The sequence below is a fragment of the Acetobacter sp. DmW_136 genome, from assembly GCF_008690365.1.
Taxonomy (GTDB): Bacteria; Pseudomonadota; Alphaproteobacteria; order Acetobacterales; family Acetobacteraceae; genus Acetobacter; species Acetobacter oryzifermentans.
This window is the reverse complement of record NZ_VHON01000017.1, coordinates 24,905-44,970: the sequence shown is the minus strand read 5'-3', so window position 1 is coordinate 44,970 and position 20,066 is coordinate 24,905. Positions and strand designations below refer to the sequence as shown.

17 protein-coding genes and 1 riboswitch are annotated in these 20,066 nt (G+C 53.5%); of the genes, 9 read left to right on the top strand and 8 right to left on the bottom strand.

Features of this window, described 5'->3' with window-relative positions; translation table 11 throughout:
• Nucleotides 1–207 precede the first annotated feature (207 nt).
• A complete protein-coding gene (locus FKW31_RS07000) occupies nt 208–1,356 on the top strand; it encodes a DNA repair exonuclease (RefSeq protein ID WP_150178171.1) in 1,149 nt (382 codons plus the stop codon).
• The gene (locus FKW31_RS06995) at nt 1,353–4,058 is read left to right on the top strand and encodes a GTP-binding protein (RefSeq protein WP_150178170.1); all 2,706 of its coding nucleotides are present in this window, start codon (nt 1,353–1,355) and stop codon (nt 4,056–4,058) included. The genes FKW31_RS07000 and FKW31_RS06995 overlap by 4 nt, the downstream gene beginning before the upstream one ends.
• Here FKW31_RS06995 and FKW31_RS06990 read toward each other — a convergent pair.
• Nucleotides 4,042–5,508: a carbohydrate porin gene (locus FKW31_RS06990; protein WP_150178169.1), complete on the bottom strand. Its 1,467-nt coding sequence runs from the start codon at nt 5,506–5,508 to the stop codon at nt 4,042–4,044. The two genes, FKW31_RS06995 and FKW31_RS06990, sit on opposite strands and share 17 nt — an antisense overlap.
• A gap of 134 nt (nt 5,509–5,642) precedes the next feature.
• On the opposite strand from FKW31_RS06990, the gene moaB reads away from it, so the two are divergent.
• Nucleotides 5,643–6,281: a molybdenum cofactor biosynthesis protein B gene (moaB, locus tag FKW31_RS06985; protein ID WP_193562055.1), complete on the top strand. Its 639-nt coding sequence runs from the start codon at nt 5,643–5,645 to the stop codon at nt 6,279–6,281.
• Nucleotides 6,274–6,852: a DJ-1/PfpI family protein gene (locus tag FKW31_RS06980; protein WP_150178168.1), complete on the top strand. Its 579-nt coding sequence runs from the start codon at nt 6,274–6,276 to the stop codon at nt 6,850–6,852. The genes moaB and FKW31_RS06980 overlap by 8 nt, the downstream gene beginning before the upstream one ends.
• Before the next feature lie 52 nt (nt 6,853–6,904).
• On the opposite strand, the gene folE is transcribed toward FKW31_RS06980, so the two are convergent.
• The 3 genes from folE to metZ form a co-directional block, all read right to left on the bottom strand.
• Complete coding sequence (gene folE / locus FKW31_RS06975) at nt 6,905–7,516, bottom strand: GTP cyclohydrolase I FolE (protein WP_006116416.1); 612 nt, start codon at nt 7,514–7,516, stop codon at nt 6,905–6,907.
• Nucleotides 7,517–7,555: 39 nt separating this feature from the next.
• The gene (gene apaG / locus FKW31_RS06970; protein ID WP_006116417.1) at nt 7,556–8,026 is read right to left on the bottom strand and encodes a Co2+/Mg2+ efflux protein ApaG; all 471 of its coding nucleotides are present in this window, start codon (nt 8,024–8,026) and stop codon (nt 7,556–7,558) included.
• A gap of 119 nt (nt 8,027–8,145) precedes the next feature.
• On the bottom strand, nt 8,146–9,354 hold the full coding sequence (metZ, locus tag FKW31_RS06965) for an O-succinylhomoserine sulfhydrylase (protein WP_150178167.1): 1,209 nt from the start codon (nt 9,352–9,354) through the stop codon (nt 8,146–8,148).
• Nucleotides 9,355–9,466: 112 nt separating this feature from the next.
• A riboswitch (SAM riboswitch) is annotated at nt 9,467–9,546 on the bottom strand.
• Nucleotides 9,547–9,640: 94 nt separating this feature from the next.
• Between metZ and FKW31_RS06960 the strand changes: the two genes are divergently transcribed.
• Nucleotides 9,641–11,140 carry a mannose-1-phosphate guanylyltransferase/mannose-6-phosphate isomerase gene (locus FKW31_RS06960; protein ID WP_150178166.1) on the top strand — a complete coding sequence of 500 codons (1,500 nt, stop codon included), beginning with the start codon at nt 9,641–9,643 and terminating at the stop codon, nt 11,138–11,140.
• Between the two features lie 50 nt (nt 11,141–11,190).
• On the opposite strand, the gene mutT is transcribed toward FKW31_RS06960, so the two are convergent.
• The 3 genes from mutT to FKW31_RS06945 form a co-directional block, all read right to left on the bottom strand.
• Complete coding sequence (gene mutT, locus FKW31_RS16600; protein WP_150178165.1) at nt 11,191–12,183, bottom strand: 8-oxo-dGTP diphosphatase MutT; 993 nt, start codon at nt 12,181–12,183, stop codon at nt 11,191–11,193.
• The gene (locus FKW31_RS06950; RefSeq protein ID WP_150178164.1) at nt 12,176–13,294 is read right to left on the bottom strand and encodes an aromatic ring-hydroxylating dioxygenase subunit alpha; all 1,119 of its coding nucleotides are present in this window, start codon (nt 13,292–13,294) and stop codon (nt 12,176–12,178) included. Before FKW31_RS06950 ends, mutT begins: the two co-directional genes overlap by 8 nt.
• Nucleotides 13,295–13,410: 116 nt before the next feature.
• Nucleotides 13,411–14,280: an ATP-binding protein gene (locus tag FKW31_RS06945; protein ID WP_150178163.1), complete on the bottom strand. Its 870-nt coding sequence runs from the start codon at nt 14,278–14,280 to the stop codon at nt 13,411–13,413.
• A 145-nt stretch (nt 14,281–14,425) separates the two neighbouring features.
• Between FKW31_RS06945 and yajC the strand changes: the two genes are divergently transcribed.
• Entirely contained in the window at nt 14,426–14,791 is a 366-nt protein-coding gene (gene yajC / locus FKW31_RS06940; protein ID WP_193562054.1) for a preprotein translocase subunit YajC, read from the top strand.
• 28 nt (nt 14,792–14,819) lie between these two features.
• On the opposite strand, the gene FKW31_RS06935 is transcribed toward yajC, so the two are convergent.
• On the bottom strand, nt 14,820–17,090 hold the full coding sequence (locus tag FKW31_RS06935; RefSeq protein ID WP_150178161.1) for a primosomal protein N': 2,271 nt from the start codon (nt 17,088–17,090) through the stop codon (nt 14,820–14,822).
• Nucleotides 17,091–17,173: 83 nt separating this feature from the next.
• On the opposite strand from FKW31_RS06935, the gene FKW31_RS06930 reads away from it, so the two are divergent.
• The 3 genes from FKW31_RS06930 to FKW31_RS06920 are packed head-to-tail and all read left to right on the top strand — an operon-like array spanning nt 17,174 to nt 20,047.
• Nucleotides 17,174–18,121, top strand: coding sequence for a tyrosine recombinase XerC (locus FKW31_RS06930; protein ID WP_006116425.1), 948 nt, complete (start codon nt 17,174–17,176; stop codon nt 18,119–18,121).
• 7 nt (nt 18,122–18,128) lie between these two features.
• Nucleotides 18,129–19,115: a prolyl aminopeptidase gene (pip, locus tag FKW31_RS06925; protein WP_150178160.1), complete on the top strand. Its 987-nt coding sequence runs from the start codon at nt 18,129–18,131 to the stop codon at nt 19,113–19,115.
• Nucleotides 19,112–20,047 (top strand): pepsin/retropepsin-like aspartic protease family protein, encoded by a 936-nt coding sequence (locus FKW31_RS06920; protein WP_150178159.1) that lies wholly within the window; start codon nt 19,112–19,114, stop codon nt 20,045–20,047. The genes pip and FKW31_RS06920 overlap by 4 nt, the downstream gene beginning before the upstream one ends.
• Nucleotides 20,048–20,066 lie beyond the last annotated feature (19 nt).

Genomic DNA, 20,066 nt, shown 5'->3' with positions numbered 1-20,066 from the left:
TAAAATATAATCTTTGGCGTGATGCCATGAGTGATGAGGGGGGTTGCGCTTAACGCGGGTCAGGCCAGATGGCGAGGGTGTGAATTATATCTAACCTAATGATAAGATAAGATGAAGTGAGGTTAAGGGATGGCTGCTCACGATCTGGGTATGTCATGGAAAAGTGAAATTTTTCTGCCAGTTGCGTGATGGAGTGCGCCAGAATTCATGAAATTTATCCACACATCAGATTGGCAGATCGGCAAGACATTTAGTTTTGCAGATGATGATACACTGGGTGCGTTACAGGCCGCGCGTGTAGATGTTGTGCGCACGATTGGCGCTTTGGCGCGGCAGGAAGGGGTGACCTGCGTATTGGTGGCGGGCGATATTTATGAGCACGAAACACCAGAAAGACGCACATTGCATCAACCCATGGAGCGGATGCGGCAGTTTCCCGATGTGCAGTGGCATCTTATTCCCGGTAACCATGATGCGGATACGGCAGAGGGTGTGTGGGCACGTTTAAGGCGTGAAGATGCGGTGCCAGACAATGTGCATCTGCATACATGCCCACAAGCGGTGGAAATAGATAAAACATATAGTGCGTGGTTGCTGCCTGCTGTGCTCAAGCGGCGGCATACGCTTTCTGATCTTACCGATTATATGAATGATGCGGCCACCCCGCCAGAAGCCTTGCGTATTGGATTGGCGCATGGATCTGTTGTCGGGTTTAGTAATGGACAGGAAGCCGAGCATAACCCTATTGCGCTGGATCGGGCAAAGCAGGCTGGGCTTGCCTATCTGGGGTTGGGAGATTGGCATGGCTTTTGCCAGATTGATGCGCACACCTGTTATTCTGGCACCCCGGAAACAGACCGTTTTGTAACAGGTGGCGCAGGCGGCGGAGAAACGCTGGTTGTGTCAGTAGATGGTCCATGTGCTCAACCTGTTATTTCTCGGCATCGAACGGGTAAGTATCTCTGGCGCAAACTGGAAGATATTGTGCTGACCAATGGTGAAGATATTGAAGCATTGGAAGCCCGTGTAAGAAGTATAAACCCGGATAATCCTAGTGTTGTTATGGCATGGCTGGAAGTTTCTGGCCTGCTGGGTGTGGATGATTTGCGTAAATACGAGAGTGTTATTCTCTCGCGCTTACAAAGTGCGGTGGCGTGTTTACGTATAACCGGCGCTCCCCAACTGGTTGCAGGCGCACAGGATCTGGAGCGGCTTGAAGCCTCAGCAACGGTAAAGGTGGCTGCCCAAGAACTGCTACAAATGGTTGAGCAGGGGGGTGAGGAAGGTGCCGTGGCAAGGGAGGCCCTGCAAAGGCTGTTCCTGTTCTGGCACGAAGTAGAAGGTGCCGCAGCATGATTCTAACAGATATCCAGCTTGAATGTGTGCGTCGGTTTACATCACCAGTGCGTCTGGAAGGGTTGGGCGATGGGCTGAATGTGCTGGCCGCCCCGAATGAGGCCGGTAAATCCACATTGTTGATGGCTCTACGGGCAGCACTAACCTTACGTCATGGTTCCAAAGCCCAATCTGTAAAAGACATGCAGCCCTATGGCGGCGGTGCGCCCCATATTGGCGTCGGGTTTGAATGGAGTGGTAAATCCTGCTGGTTGGAAAAACGCTTCATGAAGGGCGCGTTTGCGCGTCTTGATCTGGGGCAGGAGCGTTTTGATGGGGATACAGCAGAAGAACGCCTGAATGCTCTGCTGGAGTTGGAGAAGAACGGCAAAAGCGAAGCAACAGGTTTGTGGAATGCTCTTTTAGTACGCCAAGGGGAAAGTTTTGCTGCACCCGTTCTGAACAATGCAGGCCGTTCCAGTATTCAGAACTGTTTGGAACAAGGTATTCAGGAAGTTACCGGTATTGCTACAGCGGGGGCTATGCTGGAGCGTGTAAAGGCCCGGTTGGGGCAGTTACAAACCGCCACTACAGGCAAACCCACAGGGCGTTATAAGCAGCTTCTGGAAGATCAGGCCAAAGCAGCAGAAACGTTGAAAAGCCTGCATGCCAAGCGTGCTACGCTGGAAGAAGATCTGGTTTTACTAGAACAAACTCGCCGTATGTTGCGTGAGCAGGAAAACCCAGAACGGCAAAAACAGGAAGAACAAGAACTACATAAACTGCGGGCCGTAAGAGACCGCCTGCGAAACTTGGATGCAGAGGAAAAAGCCGCGCAGGCCAGAAAAGCCGCAGCAGTGCAGCAGTTGCAGAATATTCGAGATGAAGAGGAACGGCGGCAAGAGCACCGGGCCGAATGCGCGCGGTTAGAGCAACTCATTGCGGCCAGTAAACAAGATCTTGCAGAACTGGCAGAATACGAAAAAGTTGCCAATTTGCGGTATCAGGCTGCTCAGGCTGAATGCCTTAAGGCAGTACAGCGCCATCAGGTGCGGCGTGCTGTTTTGCATCATGGCATGCAGCAGCGCGAAGTGCAGCACATGGAAGCAGCACTTTTGCGCCAGCGTGAAAACCTAAAGCATGTGCAGGAAACTTTTGCTCAAATAGAACAGGCGCAAGCCGTTTTTGATGCGTTGCCGATGGATGAAGCCAAAATCCAGCGCGTGCGTAAAGCAGCCCAGAAAGTGGCAACGCTGGAACAACAGTTGCAAGCGCAAGCCACTGTGTTGGAAATGGATTTGCTGCCGCAAGCTTCGCAACATGTTCTGTTAAATGGTCAAGTCTGCGCATCTGGTAAAAGCCTGCTGCATGCTCCTGCTGAACTTCAGATTGAAGGCATTGGCCGGTTTATTATTACCCCTTCGATTGGGGGAAATACGGTTGAATTGCAGCAGGCTCTTCAAACAGCCCAAGCAGCATTAGCAGATATTTTGCAACAGGCTGGCTGCCAAAATGCAGAAGAAGCCGAGCAACATTACGAAAAGCGCTGCTTGGCGGAACGTCAGCTTAAGGAAGCTAAGGCCGTTTTTGCCGCTACAGTGCCCAATAAAAAGAGCGCACCCCCTGATCAGGTTCTGTTGGAATTGCGGCAGGTTCTGGCCAGAGAAGAAGCAGCATGCACACAGAAAAAACAGGCCTTGGCGCAAAATCTGGCCAGCCAGATCGGAAGTGCTGAGGAATGTGATCTTAATTGCCAGCCAGATGAAGCCGTGCAGCAGGAGCAGGATGCAGCCGTAGCGGTAGATCAAGCGCGAGAAAAAGAGCGTGATGCGCAACAGGTGCTGATAACGGCCAAAACGGAGTTGGATAAAGCCAGTGCTGCGCAACAGCAGCAGGTATCCGGGCTAGCCCGTGTGCAGCGCGAACTGGCGCTCTGGCAGGAGCGTGAGCCGGATGCAGCATTAGTCCAACGCAAGCAGGCCTGCCAGCAGGAGCAGCAAACAGCACAAGCCGCCTTGGAGCATTGTGAGCAGGCACGCGAGCAAGAACAGCCTCTTAGCCTAGTGGAAAGTGGTATTCAACGGCGTGAACAGGCCCAGAAAACGGATGGCGAAACCATAGCCCGGCTGCGTGAAGATATACGTGAACGCGAAACCCGTGTGCGTGGAGCAGAAGGTGAAGGGCTGGATGAGCGCATAGCAGAGGCAGACCGGCACCAGCAGCGCTTGAATATGGAAGAGGCCGCCTGCACGCGAGATAGATCTGCCCTTGTTTTGCTGGATCAGGTTTTAAGCAAGGCGGAGCAGGAGCAAACAGCACGCTATATGGGGCCGCTGGTGAAAACCATGCAGCCTGCATTTTCAGCTCTGTTTCCTGGCGCTGCACTGGAAATGAATGCAGATTTTGGAGTAGCTGCCCTTTCGCGCACTCAGCGGGAAGATGTGGCAGATCTTTCTGATGGCACGCGCGAGCAGATAGCTGTTCTGGTGCGTTTGGGGTTTGCTGAAATGCTGCATGCACGCGGTGTTCCAGCTATTTTGGTGCTGGATGATGCGCTGAGTTTTGCAGATTCAATGCGGCTGGAACGTTTGTTTGATGTGCTGGCAGAAGCCGCAAAGCGCTTTCAGATCCTTATTCTCACATGCCATGCGGAACTGTTCGCGCCATTGCGGGGCAGGATGTTAAGCCTGCGCCCGCAAGAAAGTTTTACATCACCACGTTGAACTGAAGGGCCATAACGGCAGCATCATGGAACACGGTGGAACCACCGGGGCGGTTGATATACTGGAAGTCCGGCTGCAAAGACATGCCATTGGCAACGTGTGCGTTATAAAACACTTCGTAGATGTTTTCGTGGGTTTGAATACCCCACACCTTGCCCCACTGGTTATCGGGGAAGGGCACGCCAGCAGCTAATGCAGCTTCCTGTTGCAGAACAGAGGCGCGGCTCATAGTCATCCACTGGAACATGGCGCCAACGCTATCATTGGGGCGGCCCCATGCTGCGCCAGTTTCTGTCATACCGGCCCATACGTGGTGAGACATGGCTGTGGTTTTACCATCAGACCACATCCAACCGGCCAGTGCGATTAGGCCATTGGTTGGGCCATCACCATTCCGCATCAGCATCTGGTCAGCCATAAACCATGCACTTGCGCGGCCTGCCTCGTATTGCGGTTGTGCGCCGGTTTGCACCCATGCATTGCCGTTTACGTCATTCAGCAGATTTTTGTATTTGGAGTTATCGTAGCCAAACCCAGCCTTATAGTGGCCCACCAGATGGTTGCGCCCGAAAGAAGGCAGCCAGCCAATTTCAACTGGGGAGGAAAACTTGCCCAAGCCATCCTGCGCCCAAGCCCAGCCAGAAATGCCGCCGTTATAAGCATGGGGGGAAACAGCAAACAGGCCCGCCATAATATAGGTTTGTTTTGTGGGCATAACGCGCGCAACAAAGCCGAGGTTACCAGATGGCCAGTCTCGCGCGCCTTCTGTGTATTTGGTGGGGGCTGGGTTCCCGCACATGGCAACGTTCATGTACATACAAAACAGCGGGGAGGCGGCAAAAAAGCTGCCAACCGGAATCCAGCCAGCGCTGATATCGATATGGTTGTGCAGAAAAGCATGTTCACCATACAGGTAAACAAGATGGGCCACCACGTTACCACGTGCACCGTAAATCTGCTGCACGCCGCCGAGTGAATCCCCAATGTAATCTGTGCTCAGGTTACGGCCATGCCCGTTTACCACCATCATGTGGGTCCAGAACCCTTTCATGATGTCGGCATTGGTGAGTTTGCCCCAGTCTACATCAAGCTCCACACCCACCTGTCCGGCATTATCCACACCTTTTCTGCGGCCGCCCCTAAAGTTGCCTGCAAGTTCTTCATGCACATCTGCCAGAATATGAATGCCGTGGTTGAGCAGCCAAGGCTGCGCGCCCCACCAGTTTCCAAAAAAATGATCCTTGCCATAGGGTGCAGAAAAAAGCGGGCCGGGATCTTCTACCTGATCGGCTTCGTTATCTACCCGCAAGCTGGGCCAAAGGCCCACGGCGCTGTTTCCACCTGTCAGCAACTGTGCATGCGCAGGTAAAACAACAAAAAAAGACAGAATAAGCAGGCAGGTCAGCCATAAAGCGCGAAAAGGAAAATGGAGGTGAAGGTGTTTAATCATGTTCCCTTGATTTTTATTTCTTTCGGCCACCTCATATTTCAGCAGAAAAAAGTGTGGCCTTGGGTTTCGGGATACTGCGGTTCCCGTTTTCTAAAGCAATTTTTATGCGATTGTAGACGCTGTTGTGCAGTTTAATGGATTTTTTATATAAAAATAGGCCATTATTACGGCCATATGGTGCAGTTCTGCATCAGAATTATGGAGATAAGATTCTCTCAATGTCTAAAATCGATACCAACCTGCCATTTCTTCCTGTTCGTATTGCAGTGCTTACCGTTTCGGATTCGCGCACGCTAGAAACAGATACCTCTGGGGCAGCGCTTGTTGCGCGGCTTGAAGGTGCGGGCCATGTGCTGGCTGATCGGGCCATTATCTCGGACGATGCAGACAAGATAGCCACACAACTGCGCAAGTGGATTGCTGATCCGCAGGTGGATGTTGTTATTACAAATGGCGGCACAGGTGTAACTGGCCGTGATGTGACACCAGAGGCTTTTGAAAGCGTGTTGGAAAAACGCATTGAAGGCTTTGGCGAGCTGTTCCGTATGTTGTCTTATCGCAAGATCGGTACATCCACCATTCAGTCTCGTGCGTTGGCTGGTGTGGCTGGTGGCACGTATCTGTTTGCGCTGCCAGGTTCTACGGGGGCTGTGAAGGATGGTTGGGATGACATTCTGGTTTTCCAGCTTGATAGCCGCCACCGCCCTTGTAACTTTGTGGAGTTGATGCCGCGTTTGCGCGAAGGCTTGAAAGGGAACGGTCATCATGACTGATGATGTCAAACTGCTGATGCTGGCAGGTGATTACGTAGAAGACTATGAAATTATGGTGCCTTATCAGGCCCTGCTGATGGTGGGGTATAAGGTGGACGTGATCTGCCCCGGCAAAAAAGCGGGCGATAAGGTGCTGACGGCCATTCATGATTTTGAAGGTGCGCAGACATATAGCGAAAAGCCCGGCCATGCTTTTGTGCTCAATGCAGACTTTGATGCCATTGATACGGATGAATATCTGGGGCTGATTATTCCTGGTGGGCGTGCGCCTGAATATCTGCGTCTGAATGCGCGGGTATTGGAAATTGTAAAAGCGTTTTCCGATAGGCCTATTGCCGCAATTTGCCATGGGGCACAGCTTTTAGCCGCTGCGGGTATTATCAAGGGGCGTGAAGTTTCAGCTTACCCAGCCTGCCGCCCAGATGTGGAACTGGCTGGCGGCACTTACGCTGATATTCCGGTAACGGAAGCCGTAACGGATGGGGAGCTTGTAACAGCGCCCGCATGGCCCGCGCACCCAGCGTGGCTGGCTCAGTTTCTTAAGGTGCTGGGTGCAAACGTAAGTATTTAAGGCCCAAAGTCTTTTCTCTCCCATCTATTTTATAGTGGGAGAGAAGTCTTTTTTAGTATTCGCAGACGGCTGGGCGGTTCAGCATTGCCATGAGTTCACGCCGTGTGTCTGAATTTTCCCGAAAAACGCCCAGCATAGTACTGGTTACCATGGAAACACCGGGTTTATGCACACCGCGTGTTGTCATGCATTCGTGGGCAGATTCAATAATAACGGCAACCCCGTGCGGTTCCAATTCATCATTGATGGTATTGGCGATCTGTGCCGTGAGCCGTTCCTGAATTTGCAGACGCTTGGCATAGGCATCCACCACGCGTGCCAGTTTGGAAATACCTACAACACGCTGGCGCGGCAGATAGGCAACATGTGCCCGCCCAATAATGGGGGCTAAATGGTGCTCGCAGTGGCTTTCAAAGCGAATATCACGCAGCAGCACAATTTCATCATACCCTTCCACTTCGGAAAAGGTGCGGCGTAACAGGGCTGCGGGGTCAATTTCATACCCGCAGAAAAATTCGGTGTAAGCGCGGGCAACACGGGCGGGGGTATCGTGCAGGCCTTCACGATCCGGATTATCGCCAGCCCAGCGCAACAGGGTGCGTACAGCCTGTTCTGCTTCTGCTTGTGTTGGGCGCTTAGATGTATCAGATGGAGGCACGCTCATGCCACACTCCAGAAAAAATAGGGATATGAATGGGGCGGATTAGTGAATCTGGCGGAGCAGAAAAGGGCTGTCCAAGCTAAAAGCAGGAATGCTGACATCAAACCGTCTGCCGCTGCTTTTATCCTGCATCAGGTAGTGTCCGCTCATAAATCCGCCCGGCGTGGTAAGGGATGCCCCGGAGGTATATTCATAAAGCGCACCGGGCTGAATAACCGGCAGTTCTCCCACCACGCCAGAACCGTGCACATATTCTGTGTGCCCGGCTGTATCCGTAATGTGCCATGTGCGTTCCAGAAGTTGCACAGGCTGGGTACCATCATTGCCAATACGGATACGATAGGCCCAGCAGTAGGAATGCTCATCTGGTTCGGATTGATCTGGCAGCCAGAACACCTGTACCTGTACGCGCACATGCTCCGTAACGGCCTCATAGACGGGCAGTGAGGAGAATAGCTCGTTCATGGCTTCTTCTGGATCTTGCAAAAGGGGAGAAGTGGCCCAGTCGGGCATGGAATATCCTGTTTATGGTACGGGATGGTGGTTGCACCTATCACGAACCCATCTGTTATGCCAAGCATTCTCCCTCCCGATCCTGTTACGGCGGAGGGGAGGGAAAATGCTGGTATTGTTTAAAGAGCCTGAAGGGCGGCAACACCGCGGGCGAGATCATCTATCAGATCTGCGCTGTCTTCCAGCCCAACGGAAAAGCGAATGGCGCCATCCGTAATGCCCAACACTGCGCGGTCTTCTGCGCTCACTTTGGAATGTGTGGTTGTGGCAGGGTGTGTGACCAGAGACCGTGCATCTCCAAGATTGTTGGAAATGGCAATCAGCTTCAAGGCATCCATGAACGCAAATGCGCCTTTCTGGCCGCCCTTTACTTCAAAGGCAATCAGGCTTCCGCTGCCGCTCATCTGGCGTTTAGCCAGTTCATACTGCGGATGATCGGCCCGGCCCGGATAGCGCACGCTTACAATACCGGGGGCAGATGCCAGATAATCAGCAACGGCTGCGGCATTGGCTGCCATGGCGTTGACGCGCAGGGAAAGTGTTTCCAGCCCCTTGAGCATGACCCATGCGTTGAAAGGAGAAAGCGCGTTGCCCGTATTACGGGTAAAAGGCTGAAGTGTTTCTGTAATCCAGTCTTTCCGGCCAAGCACGGCACCGCCGAGCACGCGGCCTTGGCCATCAATATGCTTGGTGCAGGAATAGACAACAACATCCGCGCCCAACTGGAGAGGCTTTTGGAAAACAGGGGAAGCAAACACGTTATCCACCACCACAATCGCGCCTGCCTTGTGGGCGAGATCTGAAATAGCTTGGATATCCAGAATATCAAGCATGGGGTTGGATGGGCTTTCCAGCAGTACGGCGGCGGTGGGCTTGGAAAGTGCTTTTGCCCATTCGTCCAGATTACAGCCATCTACAAAAACGGTTTCTACGCCATAACGGGGCAGAAGGTTGGCAACAATCCAGTGGCAGGAGCCAAACAGTGCGCGAGAAGCTACCACTCGGTCTCCGGCTTTAACGTGGCTTAGCAGGGCGGAGGATACAGCACCCATGCCAGTAGCCGTTGCTACGCAGGCTTCTGCGCCTTCCAGATCTGCCAGTCGGCGTTCCAAAGCTGCAACCGTAGGGTTGCCAAAGCGGCTATACTGATAGTGGTCTTCCTCACCACGGAAGGTGCGGGCAGCTTGTTCGGCATTATCGTAAACAAAGCCGGAGGTCAGAAACACGGCTTCACTGGTTTCACCATATTCCGTGCGTTCCACACCAGCATGGAGCTGACGGGTTGCGGGGCGCCACGCTTCAGAAAATGCAATCTTGTTGTCACTCATGGGTCTTTGTATCCGGTTCTGGCGTGTCAGACCAAGCAGCAGACAGGCCCATATGTGCCTGCCAAAGCAGCTCAATCTCTTAAATTGACCGTGGAAACCATGACAGCCGGCTAAATGCCGTGTCAGAGCCTCTTTAGCGCGTTTCTTTTACCTCGCCGCAAGCCGGCCTTACAAATCACGAGGGCAGGGCTCAACACCTTGCTGGCAAGCAGGGTAAGCCCGGATATCCGCTATCGTCAAGTTCTGTGCATGCAGCCTTCACAAAACAGGCTTGCGGTGATTTAACTTGGACGAATATTTCAAAAATCTGATGGATTTATGCATGTCCGCTAAGAAAGAAACAGCCACTTCTGTGCATGTAGCCAATGGGCAGGAGGTTGTGCCTGTTATTCTTTCTGGTGGTTCAGGCAGCCGTCTGTGGCCAGTTTCTCGTGGAAGTTATCCCAAACAGTTTTGGCCATTGCTGACAGAAAAAACCTTGTTACAGGAAACAGCTCTGCGTGGCGTAGCCGCCAAATTGTGCGGGCCGGTTGTGATCTGCAATGCCGAGCACCGTTTTATTATAGCAGAACAACTGCGGGATGTGGGCGTGCAGGATGCCCGTATTGTGCTAGAACCTGTTGGCCGTAATTCTGCCCCAGCCATTGCGGCGGCTGCTTTTTTGGCAGCGGAAAAAGACCCGAATGCCGTGTTGTGGGTTATGGCGGCAGATGCCGCTATAACGGATACGCAGTGTTTGTATAAGGCGCTGGAAAGTGCTGTTCAGGCAGCCCAAGCTGGATATGTCGTCACGTTTGGCATGAAGCCCTCCCGCCCGGAAACAGGGTATGGATATATAGAGGAAGGAACGCCTCTTTCCGGCCTTTCTGGCGTGTGCCGTGTCGCTCGGTTTGTTGAAAAGCCGGATGCGCAAACAGCGCACCATTTTTTAGAGAGTGGCAAGTATTTGTGGAATTCGGGCATGTTTGTTGCCCGTGCGTGCACGTTTTTGCATGAGCTTCAAACATACGAACCCGAATTATACGAATGCGTGCGCCAAGCTGTAGAAAAACGCCAGACAGATATGGATTTTGAACGCCTGGACGTGGAAAGTTTTAAAAAATCTCCTGATATTTCAGTAGATTATGCAGTTGCGGAACGCACGGATAAAGCGGCTGTGGTGCCCGCCGATTTTGGGTGGTCCGATATCGGAAGCTGGGATTCCCTGTGGGAACTCAGCACGAAGGACAAAAACGCCAACGCAGTTTATGGCAATGTGATGCTGGAGGATGTGCATGATTCCTACATCCGTACAGATGGCACCCTAACCGTTGCGCTTGGAGTTGAAAATCTGACCATTGTGGTAACGCAGGATGCCGTTATGGTTGCCCGGAAGGATCGGGCGCAGGATGTTAAAAACATTGTTGAGCGTCTGAAATCAGAAGGCCGCACAGAGGCAACGCACCATGCGCGCACATATAGGCCGTGGGGGTTTTACGAGGGTCTTACCCAAGGGGATCGTTTTCAGGTTAAGCGTATTGTGGTGAACCCGGCGCAGAAACTTTCCTTGCAAAAGCATTTCCATCGCTCGGAGCATTGGGTGGTGGTGGAAGGCACAGCTCTTGTAACCCGAGGAGATGAGGAAATTCTCGTACGGGAAAATGAAAGCGTTTACTTGCCGCTGGGTATGCTGCACCGCCTTGAAAACCCCGGCCGTATCCCCCTTACGCTGATAGAAGTGCAGTCTGGCCCCTATCTGGGGGAGGACGATATTGTGCGTGTGCAGGATTTGTATAGCCGGGAGTAGGTAGGTATTACAGAGGGCCTGTAGAGAAGGCCCAATCTATTCCTGAATGTTTAAAGCAAAGCCTGAAGCAGCGGAATAAACGGTAGATCTGCTTCGGGCATAGGGTATTTGCGCAGGTCTTGCGGCGCAACCCATGCCAGTTTCTGCCCTTCCTTAGGGATAGGTGTACCTTGCCAGCGCCGACACACATAAAGCGGCATGAGCAAATTAAATGTCGGGTAAGAATGGGATGCGAAGGTAAACGGCGCCAAACAGGCGCGGGACATATCAAGCCCCAGCTCTTCATGCAGTTCGCGCACCAAAGCGGCTTCTGGTGTTTCGCCTGCTTCTATTTTGCCACCCGGAAATTCCCACAGGCCCGCCATGCTTTTTCCTTCCGGGCGGCGGGCAAGCAAAATATGGCCTTGTGTATCAATAAGTGCTGCGGCGGAAACCAGAACCAGCTTTTTGGGGGCTGATGATGTGGTGGCGGATGCAGAGCTGCGGCGTGCATCCTGCATATGGCGCGTGGTTTCAAAAACCAGCATAGGTTGTTCGCTGCCGCGGGAGGCAAAAACTTGTTTGTCTGTTCCGATTTGCTGAAAACCGATGTGCTCCAGCACGCGGGCAGAGGCAATATTATCAACCGCTACATTTGCGCGGATACAGGAAATTTCCAGATGCGCCAGCGCCCAACTGGTGATGCGTGCCGCTGCACATGTTGCAATGCCTTGCCCCCAATAGGGGCGGCCAATCCAATAGCCCAGCACCCCAATGCGTGCTGAATTGGCTGGGGTTTGAATACCCAAGCCAATACAGCCGATAAAAGTGCCATCCTTATCCAGAATGGCAAAATGATACCCTTCACCCTTTTGCTGCATCTGCTGTGTGGAAGCTATCCAGCTATCGGCCAGTTCACGCGGGTAGGGAAAAGGCAGGCGGCTGAGCATCCGCACCACTTCCCAATCATTCACCAGATGATGGAGGGCAGGAGCATCCTGCGCGCAAAGTGGGCGCAGGTGATAGGGTGGGGCTTCCAGTTCGGTCGGGGCAGTATCAGGCATTGGGTTGAGGTGTTTGCGCTGGTTCTGGGGGAATACCGCATTCGGTCAGAAGTTCACGCAGGGCGTTAATAACGGGAAAAACCTCTACGTTGTGGTCACCGCCCAGTTCGCGCCATGCATTTTGCTCCAGTTCCACAATCTCACGGTCTTCGGCAAAAATGCGGTTGGTAAAGGCAACAAGGAAAGGCCATGCAATATCCAGCAACCCACCTATTTTGGGCCGTTTAACGGACAGCAGGCCAAAGGTGCGGTTGGTCAGCTCATCTGCGCTTTGCGGTACATAAACAATCCACAAATCCATTACCGGGTCTTCATCTCCGGTTTGGATACGCAAGGTTTGATACGGATATTCCGTACGAATGGTCATGACATCGCGATGCTGGAATTTTTCCGAAGAATCGCGGCGTTCACCAAAAATCAGCGCTTCACCAAAAGGCTGTTTACCGCCGGTGCGGGCAAAGCTGTAACGGGCTTCCACTAGCTTTGGCTCACGCTTTTGGCCCAGAAAACGGGGTTTCATCTGCCCCATTTGTTTGGAGTGCATGAACTGATGATTCATATCCATCAGATTTTCATGCATGAAGCTGTAGTGGCAACCAATGGTGGTGCCAAAGTAGCGGGTTTTGTAAGCTGGGTTGCTGGCGCGTGCCAAATGTGTAGACAGGGGCACGGTGTCTGCTTTTTCCGGATCACCGGGGAAAACAAAGATCATGCCGTCCTGTTCCCGGCAGGGGAATGTACGCACCCCGTTAGGAAGCTTGCCTTTGCCCAGATAAGGCACATCAATGCACCGGCCAGAGCGGCCATAGGCCCAGCCATGATAGCAGCATTTCACAGAGGCACCTTCCACCGTGCCTTTGCTAAGCGGCACCTGCCGGTGGGCGCAGCGGTCTTCCAGCGCAAATACAGGGCCTTCATCCGGGCGCACCAAGGCAATAGGCATGCCAGCATAACGCGTGCCAATGGTTTTGCCGGGTTTTAACTCCCGCGACCATGCAACAGGGTACCAGTAGTCCGGATTGGATCTGACGCGCCGCAGATCTATTTTACCCTTTCTGGCTTCAACAGCCAGTGCAGGGGTGGAGGAATCGGTCTGAGCGGTCTGATCCATTTCGCCTCAAATCACAAAGAATACCTGTGCGGCGCCGTTTTGATGCCGCTGTTGCGAATGCTATCTCAACTCATCGTGACGCAAGAAGCAAGACAGGAGCGCATAGCTGACAGAAATTAATGTTCTGCAAGCTCTGCCGTCAGGTCCTCAATAAACTGGAAAGCTACCCGTCCAGAGCGGCTTCCGCGTGTAATCGCCCACTCATTGGCACGGGCCATCAGGTTCTCATCATCAATGGTCAGATTACGTTCACGCGCATAGCTCCGCACCATGTCTGCAAACGTATCCTGTTCACAAGCATAAAAACCAAGCCACAGGCCAAACCGGTCTGAAAGCGAGACTTTTTCTTCTGTTGCTTCGGAGGGATTAATAGCGGTTGCGCGTTCATTTTCAATCATATCGCGTGGCATCAGATGGCGGCGGTTGGAGGTTGCATAGAACAGAACATTTTCTGGCCGCCCGGCAATACCACCATCCAGAACAGATTTAAGAGCCTTGTAATCCCGGTCTTCCTTTTCAAAGGACAGATCATCGCAGAACAGAATAAAGCGGCGCGGGTTTTCCCGCAGCAGGCTGAGCAGCAGTGGCAGGGTTGCCAGATCTTCACGCTGGATTTCAATCAGAGCAATAGCGCCTTTACCGGGGGCACACGGTTTGTCATCAACCTGATTGGCCAAGGCATGCGCGCCTTTCACCAGTGAGGATTTGCCCATGCCGCGCGCACCCCAGAGCATGGCGTTGTTGGCAGGCAGGCCACGGGCAAAGTGCTCTGTATTTTCAATCAGGATCTTGCGTTGCAGATCCACCCCGCGCAGCAGATCAACCGGTACGTGTGCAACATGCGGAACAGGCAGAAGGCGCCCACGTTCTGGCAGCCAGACAAAGGCATCGGCTTTATCCACGCCTTCCAGCGTAGCGGGGGGAGGAGAAAGCCGCTCCAGAGCAGAGGCAATGCGTTCCAGAACAGGGAGTGTTGGTGTGTCCATCTGGGTATCTATCCTGTTTGTCGCCGATATTGGTTATAAAATATGGGCGGAAGGCGTTTTCATCCGCGCAGGTGCTTGACGCACGAGGATTGAAAATTATGGTCACTTTCTCTGTTTTCGCAACACGCCTTTCAGGAAAGTCTGCTTGATGTCCAATTTCCTTATTCCCGCCGCCTATGCCCAGAGTGCCGGAGGTGTCGGTGGGGGCTCTAGCCTGATGTCCTTCCTGCCGTTTGTGGCCGTTTTTGTGATTATGTATTTTTTGCTCATCCGCCCTCAGCAAAAGCAGCAAAAGCAGCTTAAAGCAGAACTGAGGGCCCTCCGCCGTGGAGACCGGATTGTAACGGCAGGTGGCGTTGTGGGCATTGTGCAGCGTTCCAAGGATGATTCGGAAGAAGTGGAAGTGGAAATCGCGCCAAACGTGCGTGTTATGGTGCTGCGCAGCACAATTTCCACAGTGCTGACAAGCACCGCTAAGCCTGCAAACGATACCGCAACAGCAAAAAAGTAAGCTTTTTTAGGCGAAGCGCTCAGAAACGTTAGAGAAAAGAAACGGGGTCTATATCCACGTCCACTTTGGCGTTTCTGGCCAGATTTACCATACCTAGCCAGCGGCGCAGGATAGGCTGTACCGCAATATTGCGGTGCGTGCGCAATAGCAGCCGCCTACGGTGCCGCCCGCGTAATACAGCCAGCGGGGCTGGGGCAGGGCCAAGCACCTGTATGCCCTCTCCATAAGGGGCGGTGCGGCCCAGTTGGGCTGCGGCTTCATCTGCGGCAACAGGTGTATCCGCACTTACAATTAAGGCAGCCAACCGCCCGTAAGGGGGCCAAAAACCCGGCTTACGCTGTGCGGCTTCTTGCTGCATAAAGGCATCAAAATCACCCGAAAGCAGCGCCTGCATAACCGGGTGTTCCGGGGTATAGCTTTGCAGAATAACCCGACCGGGTGAGGATGCACGGCCTGCACGCCCCGCCACCTGATGCAAAAGCTGAATGGTGCGTTCCCCAGCCCGTAGGTCTGCCCCACCAAGCCCAAGGTCTGCATCCACCACCCCAACAAGGGTGAGGTGCGGAAAGTGCCATCCTTTGGCAACAATCTGCGTTCCGATAATCAGATCCACTTCCCGGCGCGAGATTTTGGCCACGGCTTCCGCTGTGGCGGCTGGGCCTCCAAGCGTATCGCTAGACATCACCAGCAAGCGCGCATCGGGGAACAACTGTCGGGCTTCTTCCGTAATCCGCTCAATACCGGGGCCTATGGCGGTCAGGCTGTGGTCTGATCCACATTGCGGGCATGCGGGGGGCATGGGTTCTGTATGATCGCAATAATGGCAGGAGAGCACCTTGCGGTTGCGGTGTTCCACCAGCCATGCCGTGCAATGCGGGCACTCCATACGGTGCCCGCAGGATCGGCAAAGGGTAAGGGGGGCATAGCCGCGCCGGTTGAGAAACAGCATAACCTGCTCCTGCCGTTCCAGCGTGGCGCCAATATCTTCCACCAGCTCGGGTGAGAGAAAAAGCCCTCTGGGTGGGGGATGGTCGCGCAAATCCAGCACGCGGGTTTCTGGCAGTTCTGCTCCTCCGTGCCGGGTGGGTAGAACCAGATGCCGATACCGGCCAGCTTCTACATTTGCCAGTGTTTCCAAGCTAGGCGTGGCGGAAACCACAACAACCGGAAAACGTGCCAGTCTCCCTCGCACTACGGCCATATCGCGGGCATTGTAGATAACGCCTTCTTCCTGCTTGAACAGGGCTTCGTGCTCTTCATCTACAATAATCAGGCCGAGGTTATGGAAGGGCAGAAATAAAGCAGAACGGGCGCCGACTATCACAGAGGCAGAGCCATCTGCTGCGCCAAGCCAGGTGAGCCTACGTGCGCGTTGCCCAATTTCGGAGTGCCACACAGCAGGTTGCACACCAAAGCGGCGGGAAAAACGTTCCATCCATTGGGCGGAAAGCGCAATTTCGGGCAGAAGAATAAGGGCTTGTTTGCCCTGTTCCAGACAGGCTGCAATGGCTTCCAGATAGATTTCTGTTTTACCAGAGCCAGTCACCCCTTCCAGCAGGGTTACGGAAAAACGGTTTTCCGTAACAGTTTGGCGCAGAGCCATAGCTGCGCTCTGTTGCTCCCCTTCTAGGATAGGCGGGTTATAATGCGCATCGGGGTGGCCAAACGGGCGTTCTGGCCCCAAGGAAACAGGGCGCAGCACGCCTGTATTGGCAAGTCCCTTCACTACGCCAGCACTTACACCTGTGGCATTGGTAATATCTGTGGTGGTGCGATGGTTCCCATCAGCAAGAAGGTCCAACACTTTTTGGCGTGCAGGCGTAAGGCGTAAAGCCTCCAAATCAGGATTTTCTGCCAAAGCCCATCCCATAGTAGGGGTAGGGGCTGCCCGCATATGCAGCCGTAAGGTCATGGCCAGCACCATACCCGGAGGGGTGAGGGTGTAAGCAGCAACCCAATCTATGAATTGGCGCAATTCAGCGGATAGTGGAGGCAGATCCAGCCGACAGACAACCGGACGCAGGCGGGCCGCATCTACCTTTTTTTCTGTGGCCGGTGGGGCCAGATCGGCAGGGAGCGAAGATGTTGTATCCCACACCACGCCGGTTTCCTGCCGCTTACCCAGGGGGGCGACAACGATATCACCGGGTTGCAGATCCATATCTACTGGTGCGCGGTAATCAAAAGGCCCAGCAAAAGGCATGGGGAGCAGCACGGAAATGCGTGTGGTGCCAGAAGTGCTGGCCGTTAAGTTGCCAGAATCGTGCAAAAGTATATGGGGAAAAGGTTTCTGCGCCATCAGGATTTGGTTGTAATGCTGCCTACAGGGAAAGAACAGGGGAGAAAAAGCGTACAAAGCTTTCTGCCCGATAGAGGAAGATCATGACTGCTGAAGAAGCTGTTCAGAAATTTCTGGAGTGGATGGCTGTAGAAAAGCAGGCATCTCCCCTGACAATTGAAGCTTACCAAGGCGATCTGGCTCGTTTTTTAGGGTTTATGACCACCCATCTGGATGGTTTGCCAGATATGGTCGGCTTGGGCTTAATCAGCTTGCGGGATTTTCGTGCATGGCTGGCTTATGAGCAAGCCGAGGCCAGTAAACCAACAGCCCGCAAAACATCATCAGATCAGGCTACCCGCACACGTGCACGCCGTGTTTCTGCCGTGCGGTCTTTCTTTAAGTATCTGGCCCGCAGGCAAGGGGTGGAAAACCCGGCTATCCAGTTGCTCAGCACACCGCGCACCAAAAAGCCTCTGCCGCGGCCTTTGGCTAAAGATCAGGCCTTGGCGGCTCCAGAAGATATTTCTGATCTGGCACATACGCCCATGGAACAGCAGCGAGATGCGGCGTTGTTTCTACTTTTATATGGATGCGGTTTGCGTATTTCCGAGGCCTTGAACCTGAATATTGCAGATCTGGACGTAATGCGCAGCAGTAACGTGCTGCGTATTTTGGGTAAAGGCGGCAAGGAGCGGCTTGTGCCGGTGCTGCCTGTTGTGCAGCAAGCGCTGGAAGCATGGCGCGGGCGGCACCCAGCCCCAACCCCAGATGCACCGCTTTTTGTGGGGATAAGAGGCAAGCGGCTCCAGCCCGCCATAGCCCAAAAAGCCATGCGAGAATGGCGGCATCTTTCTGGCTTGCCAGATTACGTAACGCCGCATGCTTTGCGCCATTCTTTTGCAACCCATCTGATGGAAGGTGGGGCAGATTTGCGTGTTATTCAGGAATTGCTCGGGCATGCCAGCCTTTCCACCACACAGCGTTACACACTGGCAGATGAGGCCCGCTTGCTGGATGTCTGGACGCGGGCGCATCCGCGTGCACAATGAGCCCAGAATGCAAAATAAGGAACACACCGGCATGATACAGGCGTTGCGTGCACCGTGGCCCGAAATCGAACCCTATGCTCATGGTTATCTGGATACGGGGGAAGGGCATCAGATTTATTGGGAGCAGTGTGGCAACCCCGATGGTGTGCCGGTTGTATTTTTGCATGGTGGCCCAGGTGGGGGGTGCTCGCCTTCTCAACGGCGGCTGTTTGACCCGGCGCGCTACCGTATTGTGCTGTTTGATCAGCGTGGATGTGGCCGTTCGCTTCCTCATGCTTCGTTGGAAGCAAACACAACGTGGCATCTGGTTGCGGATATTGAGCGTCTGAGAGAAATGTGCGGGATAGAAAAATGGGCTGTATTTGGTGGCTCATGGGGTTCTACGCTTGCACTGGCTTATGCCGAAACACATCCGAACCGCGTAACTGCGCTGATGCTGCGCGGTATCTTTACCCTGCGGCGGGCCGAATTGCTGTGGTATTATCAGGAAGGCGCCTCTTGGCTTTTCCCCGATAAGTGGGAAGATTTTCTAGCACCTATTCCGCCTGCAGAGCGGGGGGACATGATGGCTGCATACCGCAAGCGTCTGACATCAGATAATCCTGCCGTTCGTTTGGAAGCTGCTCGGGCTTGGAGCTTGTGGGAAGGGCGCACATTAACCTTGTTGCCGTGCCCGGAAATGGAAACGCAGCATGATGAGGCTGATTACGCGCTGGCTTTCTCTCGTATTGAAAACCATTACTTTGTGCATGGGGGCTGGTTGGAAGAGGGCCAGCTTATTCAGAATGTAGGGCGTATTCGCCATATTCCTACAGTGATTGTGCAAGGGCGCTACGATATGGCAACGCCAGTACGCACAGCGTGGGATTTGCATAAAGCATGGCCGGAAGCCGATTTTCAATTGATTGACGCCGCAGGCCATGCGTTGTTCGAGCCCGGTATTTTAACGGCGTTGCTGAATGCGACAGACCGTTTTGCGCGGGAGCTGGCATGAAACGCCAAATAGTTGCTTGCGCCTTAATAATAGGTGGCGGGGCCAGTGTGCCGTTTGGTGGTATTTCTTCAGCTTATGCGGCAGATGGGTGCCATAAACTGGTAGCGCGTGTGGCGTTACGGAATGATCAGGGTTTTCTGAACATTCCTGTAAGCGTTAATGGGCATGCTGTCAGCATGATTGTAGATACAGGTTCGGAGGGAAGCCTTATTTCACCAGAGGCTGCCTCACTTTTCGCCGCCCAGCGGGATAAAAGCGTGCACACGGTTGTGCGGGGCACTGGGGGAATAGGGCGGATTGTACCCAATGCGATTGTAAAATCCTTTCGTGCGCAGAATGTCGAGTTTGGGCCTGTTTCCATTCCGGTAGATACATTACCCGCAGTTCCACAAACTGAGCCTGAAGTAGAGGGCCTTATGGGGGGGGATCTGCTCTCTCGCTATGATGTGGAATTTAATGTGGCGGGCGGGACGCTGTCTTTCTGGTCCGCCACTTCCGCAGATTGCAATGGCCCAGAAGGATGGCGTTACATTTATCGGGCAGTGCCGTTACAGGCAGCAGGCCAGCGGGTGGTGGCGGAAGTTACACTAGACGGCACAAAGCTTAAGGCACTGGTGGATAGTGGGGCGCGATCTCGCATTGTCTCAATTGGTGCGGCTGAGCGTATTGGTGTTTCCCGCCAAGCCTTGGCGGCTGATCCGGGTGGGATGACAACCGGAGTAGATGGGCACCAGCAGATTTATCACTGGCATAAGTTTCATTTGTTTCAGATTGGGCAGGAACAGGAAAAATCTCCGGTTCTTACAGTTGCCCCCGTGCATGATACTGTAGATATGCTTTTAGGATCAGATTGGTTTGCCGCGCATCGTGTCTGGATATCTTATCGCACACATACTCTGTATGTGATGCCAGCACAGCAGGTACGCCGTTAATATAAAAAAGAGAGGCAGA

Coding starts and splice junctions, on each gene's coding strand:
- FKW31_RS07000 (WP_150178171.1), top strand. CDS start 208: ATGAAATTTATCCACACATCAGATTGGCAGATCGGCAAGACATTTAGT.
- FKW31_RS06995 (WP_150178170.1), top strand. CDS start 1,353: ATGATTCTAACAGATATCCAGCTTGAATGTGTGCGTCGGTTTACATCA.
- FKW31_RS06990 (WP_150178169.1), bottom strand. CDS start 5,508: ATGATTAAACACCTTCACCTCCATTTTCCTTTTCGCGCTTTATGGCTG.
- moaB (WP_193562055.1), top strand. CDS start 5,643: ATGGATTTTTTATATAAAAATAGGCCATTATTACGGCCATATGGTGCA.
- FKW31_RS06980 (WP_150178168.1), top strand. CDS start 6,274: ATGACTGATGATGTCAAACTGCTGATGCTGGCAGGTGATTACGTAGAA.
- folE (WP_006116416.1), bottom strand. CDS start 7,516: ATGAGCGTGCCTCCATCTGATACATCTAAGCGCCCAACACAAGCAGAA.
- apaG (WP_006116417.1), bottom strand. CDS start 8,026: ATGCCCGACTGGGCCACTTCTCCCCTTTTGCAAGATCCAGAAGAAGCC.
- metZ (WP_150178167.1), bottom strand. CDS start 9,354: ATGAGTGACAACAAGATTGCATTTTCTGAAGCGTGGCGCCCCGCAACC.
- mutT (WP_150178165.1), bottom strand. CDS start 12,183: ATGCCTGATACTGCCCCGACCGAACTGGAAGCCCCACCCTATCACCTG.
- FKW31_RS06950 (WP_150178164.1), bottom strand. CDS start 13,294: ATGGATCAGACCGCTCAGACCGATTCCTCCACCCCTGCACTGGCTGTT.
- FKW31_RS06945 (WP_150178163.1), bottom strand. CDS start 14,280: ATGGACACACCAACACTCCCTGTTCTGGAACGCATTGCCTCTGCTCTG.
- FKW31_RS06935 (WP_150178161.1), bottom strand. CDS start 17,090: ATGGCGCAGAAACCTTTTCCCCATATACTTTTGCACGATTCTGGCAAC.
- FKW31_RS06930 (WP_006116425.1), top strand. CDS start 17,174: ATGACTGCTGAAGAAGCTGTTCAGAAATTTCTGGAGTGGATGGCTGTA.
- pip (WP_150178160.1), top strand. CDS start 18,129: ATGCAAAATAAGGAACACACCGGCATGATACAGGCGTTGCGTGCACCG.
- FKW31_RS06920 (WP_150178159.1), top strand. CDS start 19,112: ATGAAACGCCAAATAGTTGCTTGCGCCTTAATAATAGGTGGCGGGGCC.